At 63.0% G+C, this 15,571-nt stretch carries 14 protein-coding genes and 1 pseudogene; all 15 read right to left on the bottom strand.

The window, feature by feature from the left end:
* Position 1 precedes the first annotated feature (1 nt).
* The 15 genes and pseudogenes from nuoG to N181_RS15675 all read right to left on the bottom strand — a co-directional run bounded on the left by nuoG (position 2) and on the right by N181_RS15675 (position 15,507).
* Positions 2–2,586: pseudogene (gene nuoG, locus N181_RS15605) on the bottom strand (NADH-quinone oxidoreductase subunit NuoG).
* A 31-nt stretch (positions 2,587–2,617) separates the two neighbouring features.
* Complete coding sequence (nuoF, locus tag N181_RS15610; RefSeq protein WP_037396808.1) at positions 2,618–3,880, bottom strand: NADH-quinone oxidoreductase subunit NuoF; 1,263 nt, start codon at positions 3,878–3,880, stop codon at positions 2,618–2,620.
* Positions 3,881–3,884: 4 nt separating this feature from the next.
* Complete coding sequence (locus tag N181_RS15615; protein ID WP_037396805.1) at positions 3,885–4,397, bottom strand: NADH-quinone oxidoreductase subunit NuoE; 513 nt, start codon at positions 4,395–4,397, stop codon at positions 3,885–3,887.
* A gap of 17 nt (positions 4,398–4,414) precedes the next feature.
* On the bottom strand, positions 4,415–5,629 hold the full coding sequence (gene nuoD / locus N181_RS15620; protein ID WP_037396802.1) for an NADH dehydrogenase (quinone) subunit D: 1,215 nt from the start codon (positions 5,627–5,629) through the stop codon (positions 4,415–4,417).
* Between the two features lies 1 nt (position 5,630).
* Positions 5,631–6,194 (bottom strand): NADH-quinone oxidoreductase subunit C, encoded by a 564-nt coding sequence (locus tag N181_RS15625; RefSeq protein WP_037396799.1) that lies wholly within the window; start codon positions 6,192–6,194, stop codon positions 5,631–5,633.
* Positions 6,191–6,694 (bottom strand): NuoB/complex I 20 kDa subunit family protein, encoded by a 504-nt coding sequence (locus N181_RS15630; protein WP_037396796.1) that lies wholly within the window; start codon positions 6,692–6,694, stop codon positions 6,191–6,193. Before N181_RS15630 ends, N181_RS15625 begins: the two co-directional genes overlap by 4 nt.
* Entirely contained in the window at positions 6,682–7,047 is a 366-nt protein-coding gene (locus N181_RS15635; RefSeq protein ID WP_037396793.1) for an NADH-quinone oxidoreductase subunit A, read from the bottom strand. The genes N181_RS15630 and N181_RS15635 overlap by 13 nt, the downstream gene beginning before the upstream one ends.
* A 141-nt stretch (positions 7,048–7,188) precedes the next feature.
* Positions 7,189–8,628: an NADH-quinone oxidoreductase subunit N gene (locus tag N181_RS15640; RefSeq protein WP_037396790.1), complete on the bottom strand. Its 1,440-nt coding sequence runs from the start codon at positions 8,626–8,628 to the stop codon at positions 7,189–7,191.
* On the bottom strand, positions 8,625–10,100 hold the full coding sequence (locus N181_RS15645) for an NADH-quinone oxidoreductase subunit M (protein WP_060563541.1): 1,476 nt from the start codon (positions 10,098–10,100) through the stop codon (positions 8,625–8,627). Before N181_RS15645 ends, N181_RS15640 begins: the two co-directional genes overlap by 4 nt.
* A gap of 8 nt (positions 10,101–10,108) precedes the next feature.
* Positions 10,109–11,869 (bottom strand): Na(+)/H(+) antiporter subunit D, encoded by a 1,761-nt coding sequence (locus N181_RS15650; RefSeq protein ID WP_037396787.1) that lies wholly within the window; start codon positions 11,867–11,869, stop codon positions 10,109–10,111.
* Positions 11,862–12,116, bottom strand: coding sequence for a hypothetical protein (locus tag N181_RS15655; RefSeq protein WP_037396786.1), 255 nt, complete (start codon positions 12,114–12,116; stop codon positions 11,862–11,864). Before N181_RS15655 ends, N181_RS15650 begins: the two co-directional genes overlap by 8 nt.
* Positions 12,113–13,576 (bottom strand): monovalent cation/H+ antiporter subunit D family protein, encoded by a 1,464-nt coding sequence (locus tag N181_RS15660; RefSeq protein WP_037396784.1) that lies wholly within the window; start codon positions 13,574–13,576, stop codon positions 12,113–12,115. Before N181_RS15660 ends, N181_RS15655 begins: the two co-directional genes overlap by 4 nt.
* Positions 13,577–13,580: 4 nt before the next feature.
* Entirely contained in the window at positions 13,581–13,883 is a 303-nt protein-coding gene (nuoK, locus tag N181_RS15665; protein WP_014329055.1) for an NADH-quinone oxidoreductase subunit NuoK, read from the bottom strand.
* On the bottom strand, positions 13,883–14,383 hold the full coding sequence (locus tag N181_RS15670; protein ID WP_014329056.1) for an NADH-quinone oxidoreductase subunit J family protein: 501 nt from the start codon (positions 14,381–14,383) through the stop codon (positions 13,883–13,885). Before N181_RS15670 ends, nuoK begins: the two co-directional genes overlap by 1 nt.
* A 239-nt stretch (positions 14,384–14,622) precedes the next feature.
* Entirely contained in the window at positions 14,623–15,507 is an 885-nt protein-coding gene (locus N181_RS15675) for a hypothetical protein (RefSeq protein WP_037396781.1), read from the bottom strand.
* Positions 15,508–15,571: the final 64 nt, after the last annotated feature.

Consider the following 15,571-nt stretch of genomic DNA (forward strand, 5'->3'; position numbering starts at 1 on the left):
GTCAGGGCGAGCCGGCCATTCCTGGGGCGACATCCTCGCCGTTCGCCGCCGGGGCGGTATCGGCGCCGATCTCGAATGTCGCATGCGCCTTTTGAACCTCGACCGGACATGGATATTCACCCCGCTGCATCAGGCCATTGAGGCGCAGAGCCCTGTAGTTTTCGGGAACAAACACGAGACCGCGCGGAAAGCGCCTGTTGACCTTGAGCTTTGCGGTCAATTCGGCCTGAGCGGATCGCACGACCACCTGATCGCCATCTGAAACGCCAAGTTGCGCAGCCTCCTGCGCGTTCATCTCGACATAGGGGTCATCCGCGACCGTATTCAATATCTCCGAGCGTTCGGAAAGATATCCGTTGTGGAACAGGCAGTCGCCGGTGACCAGCATGAGGCCGTCGCGGACCTCGAAGGTCGGCGGCGCCGGGTAGAACCCGCTGGCAGGTGGTGTCGGGTCCGCCTGCGTGAAGGCGCCGTCGGCCCCAAGCCCGTCCAGTGTCAATCCCTGATAGGCCGGGACCAGCCGGTCGATCTCGTCGAAGACTTCGCCTTGCATAGATGGCTTCAGCACCTGGCGCCGGAGTGCCGCGACGAGTTCGAAGATTTCCAGATTGCCTCTGGCCTCGAAGGCGGGTTCGCGGAATTTGCGGACCGTCTGAATGCGGCCCTCATTGTTGGTGAATGTGCCGGCTTCCTCGCCGTAGCCCGCCGCGGGCAGCACGACCTCGGCCAGGCCCGCCGTATCCGTCAGGAACGTATCCTGCACGATCAGAAGATCGGCGGCGCCAAGCGCCCGCTTTACGAAATCCCTGTCGGGATAGGCGATCAGCGGATCGGTTCCGGCGACGTAGAGCGCGCCTATCCGCCCGTCGATGCAGAGATCCAGAATGGCGTCGAGATTCGCTCCAGGCTCAGACGGGATTTCGGCGCCCCACGCCCGTTCGAGAGCCGCGCGCGCCGCATCGTCGGTGACCGCCCGTAGCCCTGGCAGAGCCACCGGCAGGACCCCCATGTCCCAGGCGCCCATCTGGTTGGCGCGGTCGAAGAGGAACTGCATTGCCGGATCCTTGCCGAGCATGCGGAGAGCCTGCAGCAGGTTGCTGACCTGCTGCAGCAGCGCGCGCGCTTCGGGTGATCTGAGGAGGCCGACGCTGACAAGCACTGTGACGCCGCGACTGTCCCTGAGGCCGGCGACCAGGCGATCCGAATCTTCTCTGCCGGGTTTCTCGGACGGGTCGCCGATTGCCGCGCCGACGGTGTCAGCCGCTGCCGCGAGCCCAGCGACCACCTCTGCAAGGCTCGCCGCCTCTCCGCCCGGTCGCACGCGAAGCACCACCGGGCATCGGCGTCGAGACGCGATGGCCGAGCCGAAAGCAGGTGCAATCCGGCCTGCCGCTGGCGCACGGCGTCGCGCAGCAGATATTCGGTCACCGGATTTTCCTCCGTCACATTGCCGCCGATCACGAGCACACAATCCTTGCCGATTGCCTCCTGCAGTGGAGCACGCGTGTAGAAGCCTGCAAGCAGAGGCCCGAGCGCGTCGAAGGGCGCGGACCAGCGCGACGAGCAATCGATGTTGTTGGTCCGGAATACCGTCCGCATCAGCTTCTGGAACTGATAGAGCACCTCGTTTGTCAGGCGGGCCGATGCAAGCCCGCCCGCGGCCTTGTTCTCGACGGCCGCCAGACGCCGACGCAGGTAGTCACCCGCTTCATCCCAGGAAACCGGAACCAGGACGCCGTCCCGACGGATCATCGGTCGCTTGATCCGGTCTCGGCTCTCGACAAAGTCCAGGCCGAAACGCCCCCGCACGCAGAGCGTTTCGCGATTGACCCCGTGCTCCTCCTTGGAGCGGACCCGCATGAACTCTCCCTTGCGCGCCCCGACCGTCAGCTGGCAGCCGGTGCCGCAATGCGGGCAGACCGTGTCGGTCTCCGCGAGATCCCAGGGCCGCGCCTTGTAGCGATAGGGAAAGCTCATCAGCGCGCCGACCGGGCAGACTTCGACGCAATTGCCGCACTGGTCGCAACTCGCAAGACTCCCCTCGAAACCGGTGACGGCAGTATCCATGCCTTTTTCGACGGTACCCAAGGCGACGGCTCCAACCACCTCTTCGCACATCCTGACGCAACGCTGGCACTGGATGCAGCGGTTGACGTTCATGATGATCACCGGGCTGAGGCGAATGTCCCGGGAGTGGAACACGCGCTTGGGATCGCGGAACTCGCTTCGCCGAGGCCCGTAGGCCATCACCATATCCTGCAGCTCGCACTCGCCGCCCTTGTCGCAGATCGGACAGTCGAGAGGATGGTTGGCAAGCAGCATGTCGAGCATGGAAGAGCGCGTTTCGTCGATCAGCGGCGTGTTCGTCCGCACGACCATACCGTCGGTGACCGCGGTGGCGCAGGACGGCTGCAACCGCCGCAGCCCCTCGATCTCGACCAGGCACATGCGGCACGACGCAAGCGGCGGCAGCCGCTTCAGATAGCAGAAGGTCGGGATATCGATGCCCAGGCGCTGGGCTGCCTGAAGCACCGTCGAGCCAGCCTCAACTTCCAGGGTTTGTGCGTCGATCGTGATCCTAACCATATTTCCTCACAGCCTGTTCTCGGCTCACTCATTAGTGGAAGGGGCACCTCCGCTCCTCGATATGGGCAACGAACTCATCGCGGAAATGCGTAAGCGCGGCCCGCAAGCCCATCGCCGCGCCGTCACCCAAGGCACAAAACGTGTTGCCGAATATGCCCTTGCAGAGCTTCTCCAGTTGCTCCAGGTCGCCCGGGGCACCTTCCCCGGATTCAATACGGCGCAGCACCTTCACGACCCAGTTCAATCCTTCGCGGCACGGCGTGCACTTGCCGCAGGATTCGTGATGGAAGAACTCGATGATCCGGGTGGCGACCTTGACCATGCAGGTCGAGTCGTCGATCACGATCACCCCGGCCGAACCGAGCATCGAGCCGGCGGCGGCGAGCGAATCGAAGTCCATGCCCACGTCGAGACCATCCCCCGCGATGACCGGAGCCGAGACGCCGCCCGGGATCACCGCCTTGATCCGGCGGCCCGGCAGCGGCCCGCCGGCGTGTTCCACCAGTTCGCGTAGCGGTATGCCCATCGGCAGTTCGTAGAGACCGGGTTTGCGAACCTGCCCGCTCACGCAGTAGAGCTTCGGACCTGGGCTCTTGTCCGGACCGATGGCCCGGAACCAGTGCGGCCCGCGCATGACGATATGCGGCACGCAAGCCAGCGTCTCGACATTGTTGATCACGGTCGGGCTGGCATAGAGCCCGGCCACGGCCGGAAACGGCGGCTTCAGTCGCGGCTGCGCCCGCTTGCCCTCGAGCGACTCGAGCATCGCCGTCTCCTCGCCGCAGATATAAGCGCCGGCGCCGCAGTGAATATGGATGGTGAAATTGAAATCCGATCCGAGGACGCCAGCGCCGAGATAGCCCTTCTCGCGAGCCTCGGCGATCGCCTGCTCCAGGCGACGAATGGCCTTCACATATTCGCCGCGAACGTAGACATAAGCGGTTTCGGCCCCGATCGCGTAGGCGCTGACCGCCAGGCCCTCGACGAGTTGGTGCGGGGCGCTCTCCATGATGATCCGGTCCTTGAAGGTTCCCGGCTCGCCCTCGTCGGCGTTGCAACAGAGATATTTCGGCTTGTCGGCGCGCTTCGGCACGAAGCCCCATTTCATCCCCGTCGGAAATCCGGCACCGCCGCGACCACGCAGGTTGGATTGTTTGACAAGATCGACGACTTCGTCAGGCGTGTGCTCGCGCAGCACCTTGGCCAGCGCCTGGTAGCCGCCGCCGGCCTCGTAGGTGGAGAGCAGATGGCCATCCGGAGCATCGATATTCTTGAGGAGGACCGGTTCGAACATCACGCTATTCTCCCGGCGGTGCTGCGTCGGCGAGGCCGGCACCGATCGCTTCGCCCGCCTCCGCCCGCAACCTCGCCAGAAGCGCATCGATCCGCCCGATGTCGAGTTCGCCGTGATAGTCGTCGCCGACCTGCATAACCGGAGCCATCTCGCAGGCGCCGAGGCACTCGACGGTCGAAAGCGTGAACAGCCGGTCGGGAGTGGTATCGCCCTTCCTGATCCCCAGCAGCGCTTCCAGATGCTTCAGCAGCGCATCGGATCCGCAGAGCATGCAGGAGACGTTGTCGCAGAGCTGCAGGTGGAACATCCCGATCGGCTCGGTATGAAAGAGCGTGTAGAAAGTCGCCAGTTCGTAGACCCAGATCCGCTCGACACCGAGAATGTCGGCGACCTCCTCCAAGACCGGGCCGGGCAGGTGACCATGTTCGTTCTGCGCGATGAGCAGGGCGGGCATGATCGCCGAGCGCTGGTCGGGATACCGCGCCGCTGCTTCTTCGATCTTTTCGCGCATGCTCATCGCGTCCAAAACTCCTGCTACTTGTCCACCTCCGCCATCACTGGGTCGAGGCTGCCGAGCACGGCGATCATGTCCGCCAGATAGCGGGCGTTGGTGACCCCGAAGAGCGCCTGAAGGTTGACGAAGGACGGTGCCCGCACCTTCATGCGGAACGGCTTTTCCGATCCGTCGCTGATGATGTAGAAGCCGAGTTCGCCCTTCGGCGCCTCGATCGCCGAGTAGACCTCGCCCTCCGGCACCTTGAAGCCATAGGCCGACAGGTCGAAATGCTGGATCAGCGCCTCCATCGAGCAGTGCACGCGATCCTTGTCCATCGGGAAGGCGATCGTCGGCATGTCGATCTGGAATGGCCCCTCGGGCATCTGTTCGAGACATTGCTCGATGAGCCGGACGCTCTCGCGCATCTCCTCGACCCGGCACTGCCAGCGCGCGTAGCAGTCGCCCTCGTCGCGAGTAATGACGTTGAAGTCGAGCCGATCGTAGATCTCGTAGGGTTCATCGCGGCGGATGTCCCAGTCGACGCCGGAAGCGCGAAGGTTGGGACCGCTGAGACCCAGATCGATGCCGTCCTCGGGGGAGATCACGCCGATCCCCTGGGTGCGGCTCAGAAACACCCGGTTGTCCTCTAGCAGCCGCTCGTAGTCGCGGATCCGGTTCGGGAAGATCTCGCAGAATTCCCTGATCTTCGGGAGGAAACCCTCGGGCAGATCCTCGCGCACACCGCCGACCCGGCAGAAGGAGGTGTGCATTCGCGCGCCGGTGATCATCTCAAGAAGGTCCATGATCATTTCGCGCTCGCGCATGGCGTAAAGCAGCGCAGTCATGGCGCCGAGATCCATCGGCAGCGCGCCGGTGATCAGGAGATGGCCGGAGATCCGCGCCAGTTCGGCCATCATAACGCGGATATATTGGGCGCGGATCGGTGCTTCGATACCCAGGAGCTTCTCCACCGCCAGCGCGAAGGCCAGGTTGTTCGAAGGCGGACAGACATAGTCGAGCCGGTCGGTGAGCGGAAATATCTGCGTATAGGTGAAGCTCTCGGCCAGCTTTTCGGTACCGCGGTGCAGGTAGCCGATATGCGGGTCGACGCGGGCGACATACTCGCCGTCGAGTTCGAGGACGAGCCGCAGCACCCCGTGGGTGCTCGGATGCTGCGGGCCGAGATTGAGGAGCACCTCCTTGGTGTCGAGCGATTCGCCTTGCGGCCTCATGAGCTCAGTGACTTCGGTCATCTCACGTTTCCGGTGTCGAGCGGACTCCTGTTGGAATGTCGTTGGTGACAAGGTCCGGCTGGGTCGGCGGCGGCCCTTCGGCGCCGAACGGATTGAGGTCGTCCTTGTAGCCGCGGAGCGGGAAATCCTTGCGCTGCGGGAAACCTTCGAAGCCTTCCCACATGTAGATGCGGCGCAGGTCTGGGTGTCCCTCGAAGCTGATCCCGTACATGTCCCAGGCCTCGCGCTCATGCCAGTTGGCGGTCCGCCAAACGCCCGTCACCGAGGGGACCCGCGGCGGGTCGCCGAGGCGGCACTTGATCCGGATGCGCCATTTGTTCGGCAGCGAGTAGAGGTGGTAGACCGCCTCGTAGCGCGGTGCCTCGGGGTAATAATCGACACCGCAGATATCCGACAGGAAATCGAACCGCAGCGCCGGATGCTCCTTCAGGAATCGGCAAAGCTCGACGATCCGGTCCGGCGGCGCGGCGAAAGCATGAACTCCATGCGAGACGCGGAGTTCCTCGACTGCCTCTCCAAAACGTTCCGCGATGAGGGTGCTGATGACGGACGCCTCGACGCTCATGATGCGGCGATCCGGTCCAATGGCGTCCCGGCCAGCGCCCTGGACTTTTTAATCTTCTCCTGAAGCAGCAGGAAACCGTGCATCAGCGCCTCGGGCCGCGGCGGGCAGCCGGGCACGTGGACGTCGACCGGCACGAAGGTTTCGGCTCCCTGCACCACCGCATAGGTGTTGTAGACCCCGCCCGAGATGGCGCAGGTGCCCATGGCGATGACCCAGCGCGGCTCCGGCATCTGGTCATAGAGCCGGCGCACCACGGGCGCGAACTTCCGCGTCACGGTGCCGGCGATGATCATCACGTCGGACTGGCGGGGCGACGGCCGGAACACCACGCCGAACCGGTCGAGGTCATAGCGGGCGCACCCCGCCGAGATCATCTCGATGGCGCAGCAGGCAATTCCGAAGGTCTCGGGCCACAGCGCCGATTGGCGACTCCAGTTGATAACGCTCTCGGCCGTGGTGAACAGCACGCTGTCGCGGAACGCATTGTTTACGCCTCCCATTCCAGCGCCCCTTTCAGCCAGGCGTAGGCGAAACCCACGAGAAGCAGCGATATGAACACGAACATCTCGATAAAGCCGACCAGTCCGATCTCCTTCAGGACGACGGCCCAGGGAAACAGGAACATCGTCTCGACATCGAAGACGACCAGCAGGATCGCGAGAATATAGAACTGCACCCTGAAACGGCCCCCGGCAGCCTCGCCGGCCGGATCCATGCCGCACTCATAGGGCATGTTCTTTTCGGGGTAGGGATTGGACGGGCGCAGCAGCGATGAGACAAACAGAGTCGCCCCGACCACCAGAACAACTCCGGCGATCATGACAAGAACCGGCAAGAATTCGATCGCAGTCATATCGCAGCGCCCCGTCCAACGAGGGCTTTCCTCGGTCCCAACCCTTCTTCGGGTCGGTAACGCGGGTGCCCTGAAAAGCGAATTGGGCAATTCTTTCTTGAACTTGCAGTCTATTCCGTCGAGCGGACCATTGCAAATAAATCAACCGCCAAACGCCGACTGTTGAGCAAGCCTCAGAAACCACGCCGGAAACAGGCCGATTCCGATGGTGCCGGCGGCGGTGCAGAAGAGTGTGGCGCGGACCAAGGGCGTCAGCGCCGGTTCGAACGCCCTCTCCGGCTCGCGCATGTAGATCACCATGACGATGCGGATGTAGAAATAGGCGGCGACGGCGCTCAGCAGCACCGCGATCACCGCCAGCACGACGAAACCTTGCTCGACGAGCGCGACCAGCACGTAGAATTTGGCGAAGAACCCGGCCGTCGGCGGGATGCCGGCGAGCGAAAACAGATAGATGAGCATCAGAAGCGCCAGTCCCGGATGCGACTTGGCGAAGCCGGCATAGTCTTCGATGACCTCGCCGGAGAAATCGCCATTCCGCATCATGATGACGGCGCCGAAAATGCCGAGATTCATGAAGGCGTAGATCAGCAGATAGAGCATCACGCTGGCGACCCCGTCCGCCCCGCCGGCCACCACGCCGAAGGTGGCAAACCCCGCATGGGCGATACTGGAATAGGCGAGCAACCGCTTGATATTATCCTGCACCAGCGCCACGAAACTGCCGAGTGCCATCGTCACCACCGCAATGACGGCGACGATGATCCACACGTCGGAGGCTGCAACCAGCGGGTTCAGGAACACCCGGAGGATCACCGCGAATCCTGCCGCCTTCGGACCTACCGACATGAAGGCGGTGATCGTCGTCGGCGCTCCTTCATAGACGTCCGGCACCCACATGTGGAACGGCACCGCGCCGACCTTGAAGACCAGCCCCGCGACGATGAACACCACCGCCAGCAGCAATCCCGGATCCAGCGGATCGCCGCTCACCGCCGCGGCCATCGCATCCAGTTGCGTCGTGCCAGTGAGGCCGTAGACCAGGGAAACGCCGTAAAGGAAGATCCCCGTCGAGACCGCGCCAAGGATCACGTATTTCAGCGCCGCCTCGTTCGAGCGCCGCTCATGCCGGAGGAAGCCGGTCAGCACATAGGTGCAGAGCACCATCAGTTCGAGGCCCACATAGATCGACAGGAGATCGGTCGCCGAGGCCATGATCATCATGCCCGAGAGCGCGAAGAGCAGCATCACATAGTATTCGCTGCTGCCGATCCCCTCGATATCGGCATACTTCCGCGAAAGAAGGAACGTCAGCACCGTGGCCAGGTAGAAGACGAACTTGAAGAAGACCGCGAAGCGGTCGGCAACGAACATGCCCGAATAGGCCGGCCTCACCTCGCCCGCCAGCATGAGCGTCGCCAGGGCGGCAATCAGCACGATCGCGACGGAAGCCGAGACGAGCAAATGTTCCTGCCCGGCCCGCATCAATTGTCCGAGGATCAGCAGGATACAGGCGCCGGTGATCACAATGATCTCGGGCAGGCTTGCCAGCACCCACTGGAGGAGCACGGCGCCAGTCATTGTCCGCTCCCCTTGCCGTGCACCTCAGTCAGCAAATTCTTCACCGAGACGTCGATGACGTCGAGGAAGGGTTTCGGATAGAACCCGACCCAGAGCACGAAAACCGCCAGCGGCAGGATCGCCGCCATCTCGCGGGCGTTCACGTCGCGGATCTCGTACCGCGCGCCGACGCTCGCCGGACCGAGTGCGACCTTGCGATACATGCCAAGCAGATAGGCTGCACTCAGCAATGCCCCCAGAACGGCCGCCGTACCGACGGCCATATTGGCGGCAAACCCGCCCGACAGCACCAGCAGCTCGCCGACGAACGAATTGGTGCCCGGCAGCGCCATCGATGACAGGGTGAACAGAGCGAGAAACCCGGTATAGACCGGCGCCACCTTCATCAGCCCGCCATAGTCGGCAATACTACGCGTATGGGTCCGCTCGTAGATCACGCCGACGAACAGGAACAGCGCGCCCGTCGTCACGCCATGATTGAACATCTGCAGGATGCCGCCTTCGAGGCCGCGGAGATTGAGCGCGAATATCCCCATCGTCACGAAGCCCATGTGGCTTATGCTGGAATAGGCCACCAGCTTTTTCAGATCGTCCTGCGCCAGGGCGAGCAAGCCGCCATAGACGATGGCGAGTGCCGAAAGCGCCAGCATCAACGTCGAATAATAGACCGACGCCTCCGGCAGCATCGGCAGCGAGAACCGCAGGAACCCGTAGGCGCCCATCTTCAGGAGCACGCCGGCGAGGATGATGCTGCCCGCCGTCGGCGCCTGGACGTGGGCGTCCGGCAGCCAGGTATGGACCGGGACCATCGGCACCTTGACCGCGAAGGCGATCAGGAAGGCGAAGAACAGCCAGGACTGGACATCGAATGGCAAATCCTGCGCGGTCAACGCTAGGATGTCGAAGGTCTCGCCGCCGTGGAAATAGAGTACGATGACGCCGATCAGGAACACGAGGCTGCCGGCGAGCGTGTAGAGGAAGAACTTGAAGGCCGCATAGACCCGGCCCGCGCCGCCCCAGACGCCGATGATCAGATACATCGGGATCAGCATCGCTTCCCAGCAGACATAGAACAGGAACAGGTCGAGCGCGCAGAACACCCCGAGCATCAGCGCCTGCATGGAAAGCAGGCTGATCATGAATTCCTTGACCTTGCGGTCGATCGCCACCCACGAGGCAAGTACGCAGATCCAGCCGAGCAGCGCGGTCAGGAATACGAAGAGCGCGCTGATGCCGTCGACGCCGAGCGTATAAGTGATGCCGATCGCCGGCACCCAGGGGTGCTTTTCGGTGAACTGCATCTCGTGGGTCGTCGTGTCGAAGGCGGCCAGCATCGCAACCGCGAGCACGAGGTCGACCACGGTGAAACCGAGCGCTGTCCAACGCACCGCGTCGTCATTGCACAGACACATCAACACCGCCGCCCCGGCAACGGGCAGGAAGACGATGAGGCTGAGCAGCGGGATCGTCATCGCACCCCCTATTGCCACACGACCGCGAACACGGCGATTGCCGCGATCAGACCGGCAATCATCGCCAGAGCATAATGGGTCACGACGCCGGTCTGCAGCCGCCGCAGCACCCCGCCGCCGTCGAGGATCGAACGTGCAACGCCGTTTACGGCGCCATCGACGCCATGGAGGTCGAGCCGGAGCCCCGCTCGCGCGGAACCATGCAGGAAGGGCAGAACCGCAGTTTCCGACACGTCGCTGACTGCCTTCTCGTAGCGCGCCAGCGGTCGCTCGGCGAACCACATGAAGGCACGCGCGCCCTTGCGGTAGAACCAGTCGGTGTCGATGCTGACGGTGTTCTCCGGGTCGAGCGCCTTGAGGAAAATCACGAAGCCGAGGGCTGTGAGCATCAGCACGCCGAGGCTCTCGGTGATGTGGGCGCCCGTATAGGGTTCGAAGTCGATCGGATAGGGGAGAAGCGCGTAGAGCGGCCCTGGGAAGAGCCCGATCGCAACGCAAAGCGTCGCCGCCATGGCCATCGCGACCAGCATGTTGCCGGGCGGTTCCCGCGCCTCCAGCCCCCGGTCCGTGCCGAAGAACATGTAGTAAGGGAGCTTGAGCCCGGTGTGCAGGAACGTCCCCGACGACGCCATCGTCAGCGCCAGCATCACCAGCGCGCGGTGATCCTGGCCGGCGGCGGCGACCACCATCGATTTGGTGACGAAGCCCGAGAAGAACGGAAATGCCGAGATCGCGAAGGCGCCGATCATGTAGAGCGCCACGGTGACCGGCATGGTCCGGTATAGCCCGCCGAGCTCGGTGAGCTTGCGCCGCCCGGTGACGTAGATCACCGCCCCCGCTCCCATGAACAGCAGCGCCTTGTAGAGGATATGGGCGAAGGCATGGCTGGTGGCGCCGTTCACGGCCAGTTCGCTGCCGATGCCGACGCCCGCCACCATGTAGCCCACCTGGCTGACGATGTGATAGGCGAGCAGCCGCCGACAGTCGTTCTCCAGCACCGCGTAGACGACGCCGTAAAGCGCCATCGCGGTACCGAGCCAGACCAGAAGCTCGGTTCCCGGATAAGCCCGCGCCAGCACGTAAACGGCCGTCTTGGTGGTGAAGGCGCTCATGAACACCGCCCCGGTGACGGTCGCTTCCGGATAGGCATCGGTCAGCCACGCATTGAGCGGCGGCACGGCGGCATTGAGCATGAAGCCGGCAAGGATCAGATAGACGCCAGGCCCCATCCCCGCTTCGATCGGTCCGAAGAGAAGCGAGCCGCTGGCAAGCCCGTGAAGGACGATGCCGCCGAGCAGGACGACGCCGCCGGTAACATGCACCATGAGGTAGCGGAAAGCGGCGCGGATCGCCTTCTCGCCTCCCTGAGCGAACACCAGATAGGCAGAGGCAAACGCCATGCCCTCCCAGAACAGGTACAAGGTCAGGTAGTCGCCGGCGAACACGACGCCAAGCGCGCTGCCGACATAGACGAACGCCGCCACATGTTGGCCGGCCTCGGTCAGGTGCAGCGCATAGACCATGCCGATCAGCGCCATAAGGGTGAAGACGGTGGCAAAGACGATGCTCAGCTTGTCGACCTTGGCGATGAGAATGTCCTGGCCGATGAACTGCGCCGCGCCGTAGCTTCCCGGCTGCATGGCGAGCACGGCGAGGATCGCCAGTACGGGGATCAACAGCAGATAGGCCTTGCGGATCGATCCATTGAGAAAGGGGATCGGCACCGCGCCGAGAATGAACAGCAGGGCGGGATGGACGAACTCAGTCATAGTAGTCCTCGCGCCGCATGAGCCCGCCCTGATGGCCGAGGAACTTGGAAACGAAAATCAACAGCACGCAGGAAACGAAGCCATAGACGGCCGACCAGCCAGGCAGGCGCTCCCACAGATATTCGGCATGTTCGCGGGGAACGACAAAGTCGGCGAGGACGATCAGGACGAGCACCAGATAGAACAGCCGGCGCCGCTGCCTTGCATGGGCTTCGTCGCCAAAGAAATCGACGATTCTCTTGATCATCGGACCACTCCTTCCGCCAGAGCGAGGAAATAGCCGGGGAAGATGCCCATCAACACCGAGAGGATGGCGGTCGCGACCAGCGGCACCGTCACCAGCGGAATTTCCCGGACCGTCGCCTGGCCTTCCGGCGCCCCCGCCCCGAAAAACGCGACATAGCTGACCGGCAGGAAATAGGCGGCATTCAGGACCGAGCTCGCAAGCAGCACGATCAGGAACGCCATCTCCCCCGCCTGGACCGAACCCAGCGTCAGATACCACTTGCTGACGAAGCCGGCGGTCGGCGGCACGCCGATCATGCTCAGCGAGGCGACGAAGAACGCCCCCATCGTCCAGGGGAGCCTACGGCCGATGCCGGCCATATCGCTGATGTTGCGCTTGCCGGAGGCGCAATAGATCGACCCGGCGCAGAAGAACAGCGTGATCTTGGAGAAGGCGTGCGCCGCGATGTGAATGATCCCGCCGACCATCGCGACCGGCGAGAGCAGAACCGCGCCCAACACCACATAGGAGAGCTGGCTGACCGTCGAATAGGCGAGCCGCGCCTTCAGGTCGTCCCGGGTCAGCGCATAAATCGACGCCATCAGGATCGTGAAGGAGACCAGATAGGCCGTGGCGATGCCGAGCCCCAGACCGCCCATCAGCCCGGGACCGAAGACGTGAAACACCACCCTGAGCACGCAGAACACGCCCATCTTGACGACCGCTACCGCATGCAGCAGCGCGCTGACCGGTGTCGGCGCCACCATCGCGGCAGGCAGCCAGGCATGCATCGGCATCACCGCGGCCTTGGCGAAGCCGAAGAGATAACAGAAATAGACGACCGCCAGCAGTGCCGGCGAGGCATTGGCCTGCGTCAGCAGCCCTCCGGGCATAAAGTCGAGCGAGCCGGCGATGTGATAGGTCAGCGCCAGCGCCGCGAGGAGCACGCTCTTCGACGCGCCCATCAGATAGACGAGGTATTTGCGGCTGCCCCTCCACCCCTCCTCATCCTCGTGGTGGTAGACCAGCGGATAGGTGACGAGGCTCAGCGCCTCGTAGAAGATCACCAGCGTGAACAGATTGGCGGCAAAGGCGCCGCCGACGGCCGCCGCGAGGCTGGTGGCGAAGCAGGCGAAGAAGCGGGTCTGCGCATGCTCCTTCAAATGCCGCATGTAGCCGATGGAATAGATCGCCGCCACGATCCACAGCAGCGACGAGACGGTGGCAAACACCATGCCGAGCGCATCGACCCTAAAAGCGAGGTCGATCCCCGGCAGGACCTCGAACAGCCGCAACTCGACTGTGCCGCCCGAAAGCACCGTCGGCGCCATCGAGGCGACGATCGCGAACATGACGATCGCGGCGAGCGGCGAGACGAGATCGCGCAATTTTTCGCGCTTGTTGAGAAGGAGAACTGCAAGGGCCGCCAGGCCCGCGACGGCGACGGCAAGGAGGGGCCGGATGGAGATCACCGGGTCCAAGCCGCTATCCTTTCATCACGGTCACGTCGTCGACCTTGAGGGTGGACTTGTTCCGCACGAGGGCAACCACGATGCCAAGCGCAACGGCAACTTCCGCGGCCGTGATTGCGATCACGAAGATCGCGAAGATCTGGCCGCGGAAATCGGCGTAGTAGCGCCCGAAAGCGATAAAATTGATATTGACCGAGTTGAGCAGCAGCTCCAGCGACATCAGCACGACGAGAATATTTCGCCTCAGCAGCACGCCCGCCGCCCCGATCACGAACAGGGCCACGCCCAGCGAGATATGCCACCAGAGCGGCACCATCAGCCCGACTCCTTTCGCGCCAGCACAATGGCGCCGACGAGCGCTGCGAGCAGGATGACGGAGGCGACCTCAAACGGCAGGAGATAGTCGGCGAAAAGCGTCGTGCTGAGCTCTCTGATCTGGTCGCCGCCCCCCATGGCGGCAGGCTCGGTCGCCGAAAAGCGGTCGCTCGACAGCACCAGCACGAGCATCTCTGCCCCGAGGAGGACGAGCAGCACCAGCGCCGGCAGGTTGCCGCCCGGCAAGAACCGCTGCAGCACCGCTTCGCGCACGTCGATCATCATGATCACGAAGAGGAACAGCACCATGATCGCGCCGACATAGACGAAGATCTGGACGACGGCGAGCAAGGGCGCCTCGAGCAGCACGAAGACGGCCGAAATCTGCAGGAAGCAGGCCATCAGGGCCAAGGCGCTGTGGACCGGATTGCGCGCCAGCACCACGATCAGGGCGGTGATCACAGCTACCGCGGCGAACAGAAGAAAGAACCCCTGATCCATCGACGCCGACCCTCCCACGCGAACTGTTACTCGGCGCGAGACGGCCAGATGTGAGGTAGCGCCGCACTTCAGATGCGTTCACAAATTGTGCCCTAGTCTCGGATTTTTCACAAGAATGATTGTCGCCGGAAGGAAGCGCGGTGCTGGCCCGAGCAGAAAGCAGCAATACGCCCTAAAGGTGTGCCACAGATTTTGGCACGCCCTTCGTGTTCTCAGTTCCGATCGTAGGCGGAAACCACTTACGGCAGGAGGGTAGTGGTCGTCCAGGCCGGACCGCTGCGCTCTTCCTGCTTGAGCGTCGAAGAGCCGAAGTTGTAGCGCAATCCCGTTGTCAGCGTGTGGCTATTTTCCGGTTCGAAATCGATGCCACCGCTTTCCAGGCTTGCTCGGTCGAAGCGGTATCCAGCGAACACCGTGATGGGCATGAACTCCGGACGGTAGTTGCCGATGATCGAGGCTGTCGTCAGATCAAGCTTCGCATCGGCAACGTCGAAGTCGAAGTTGTGAAGCCCGACTTCGCCGTCGATCCGCATGTTGTCGGTAAGATACAGTCGTGCGCCGATCTTTCCGAAATAATGGTCGGCATCGAGGCCAACGATTTCAGACTTGCCGTAACCCAGTTGAGTGTATGCGGTACCCACGGCATCGAAGTAGGCAGCTTCGATGCCACCGGAATTGTCGGTGACATCGTCGCTTCCTCCTGCCAGCCCCGACGCAAAACCGGTCCCGAGCCGCGAGCTTTGAAAGAATGCGCCCAATGCATAGTCCTGGGTTGGGCGATAGTAGACGTGCGCTGCCCCATAGGCGTTGTCATAGTCGGCGTCATCGACGTAAGTCTGGCCATATCCACCGTCAGCCTGGAGGTTCAGGCCGGAGCCGGCGTCGAAATTGACTGCGCCGCGGAGAGCCCAGCCCTTGCTGTCCAAATCGGAGTCTGACGTCTTTCCGGCGTGAAGCTCGCCCTCGACGTAGCCGACCACGGGACTTGCTACAGCAGATGAGGCTTCTTCATACGACGCGCCACTGTCGGCAAATCCACCAACCAGCGGCCCATCCATGTCGGCAGCTTCAGCACTCATTGCTGAAATCAAGATCGCAGTCGTTGCGAAGAGGGCTTGTTTCATGACGATATTCCTAGAGAGAGAATATCAGCACCCTATCCACTCTTGGTTAACCATAACTTTAAGT

The sequence above is a fragment of the Sinorhizobium fredii USDA 205 genome (assembly GCF_001461695.1).
Taxonomy (GTDB): Bacteria; Pseudomonadota; Alphaproteobacteria; order Rhizobiales; family Rhizobiaceae; genus Sinorhizobium; species Sinorhizobium fredii.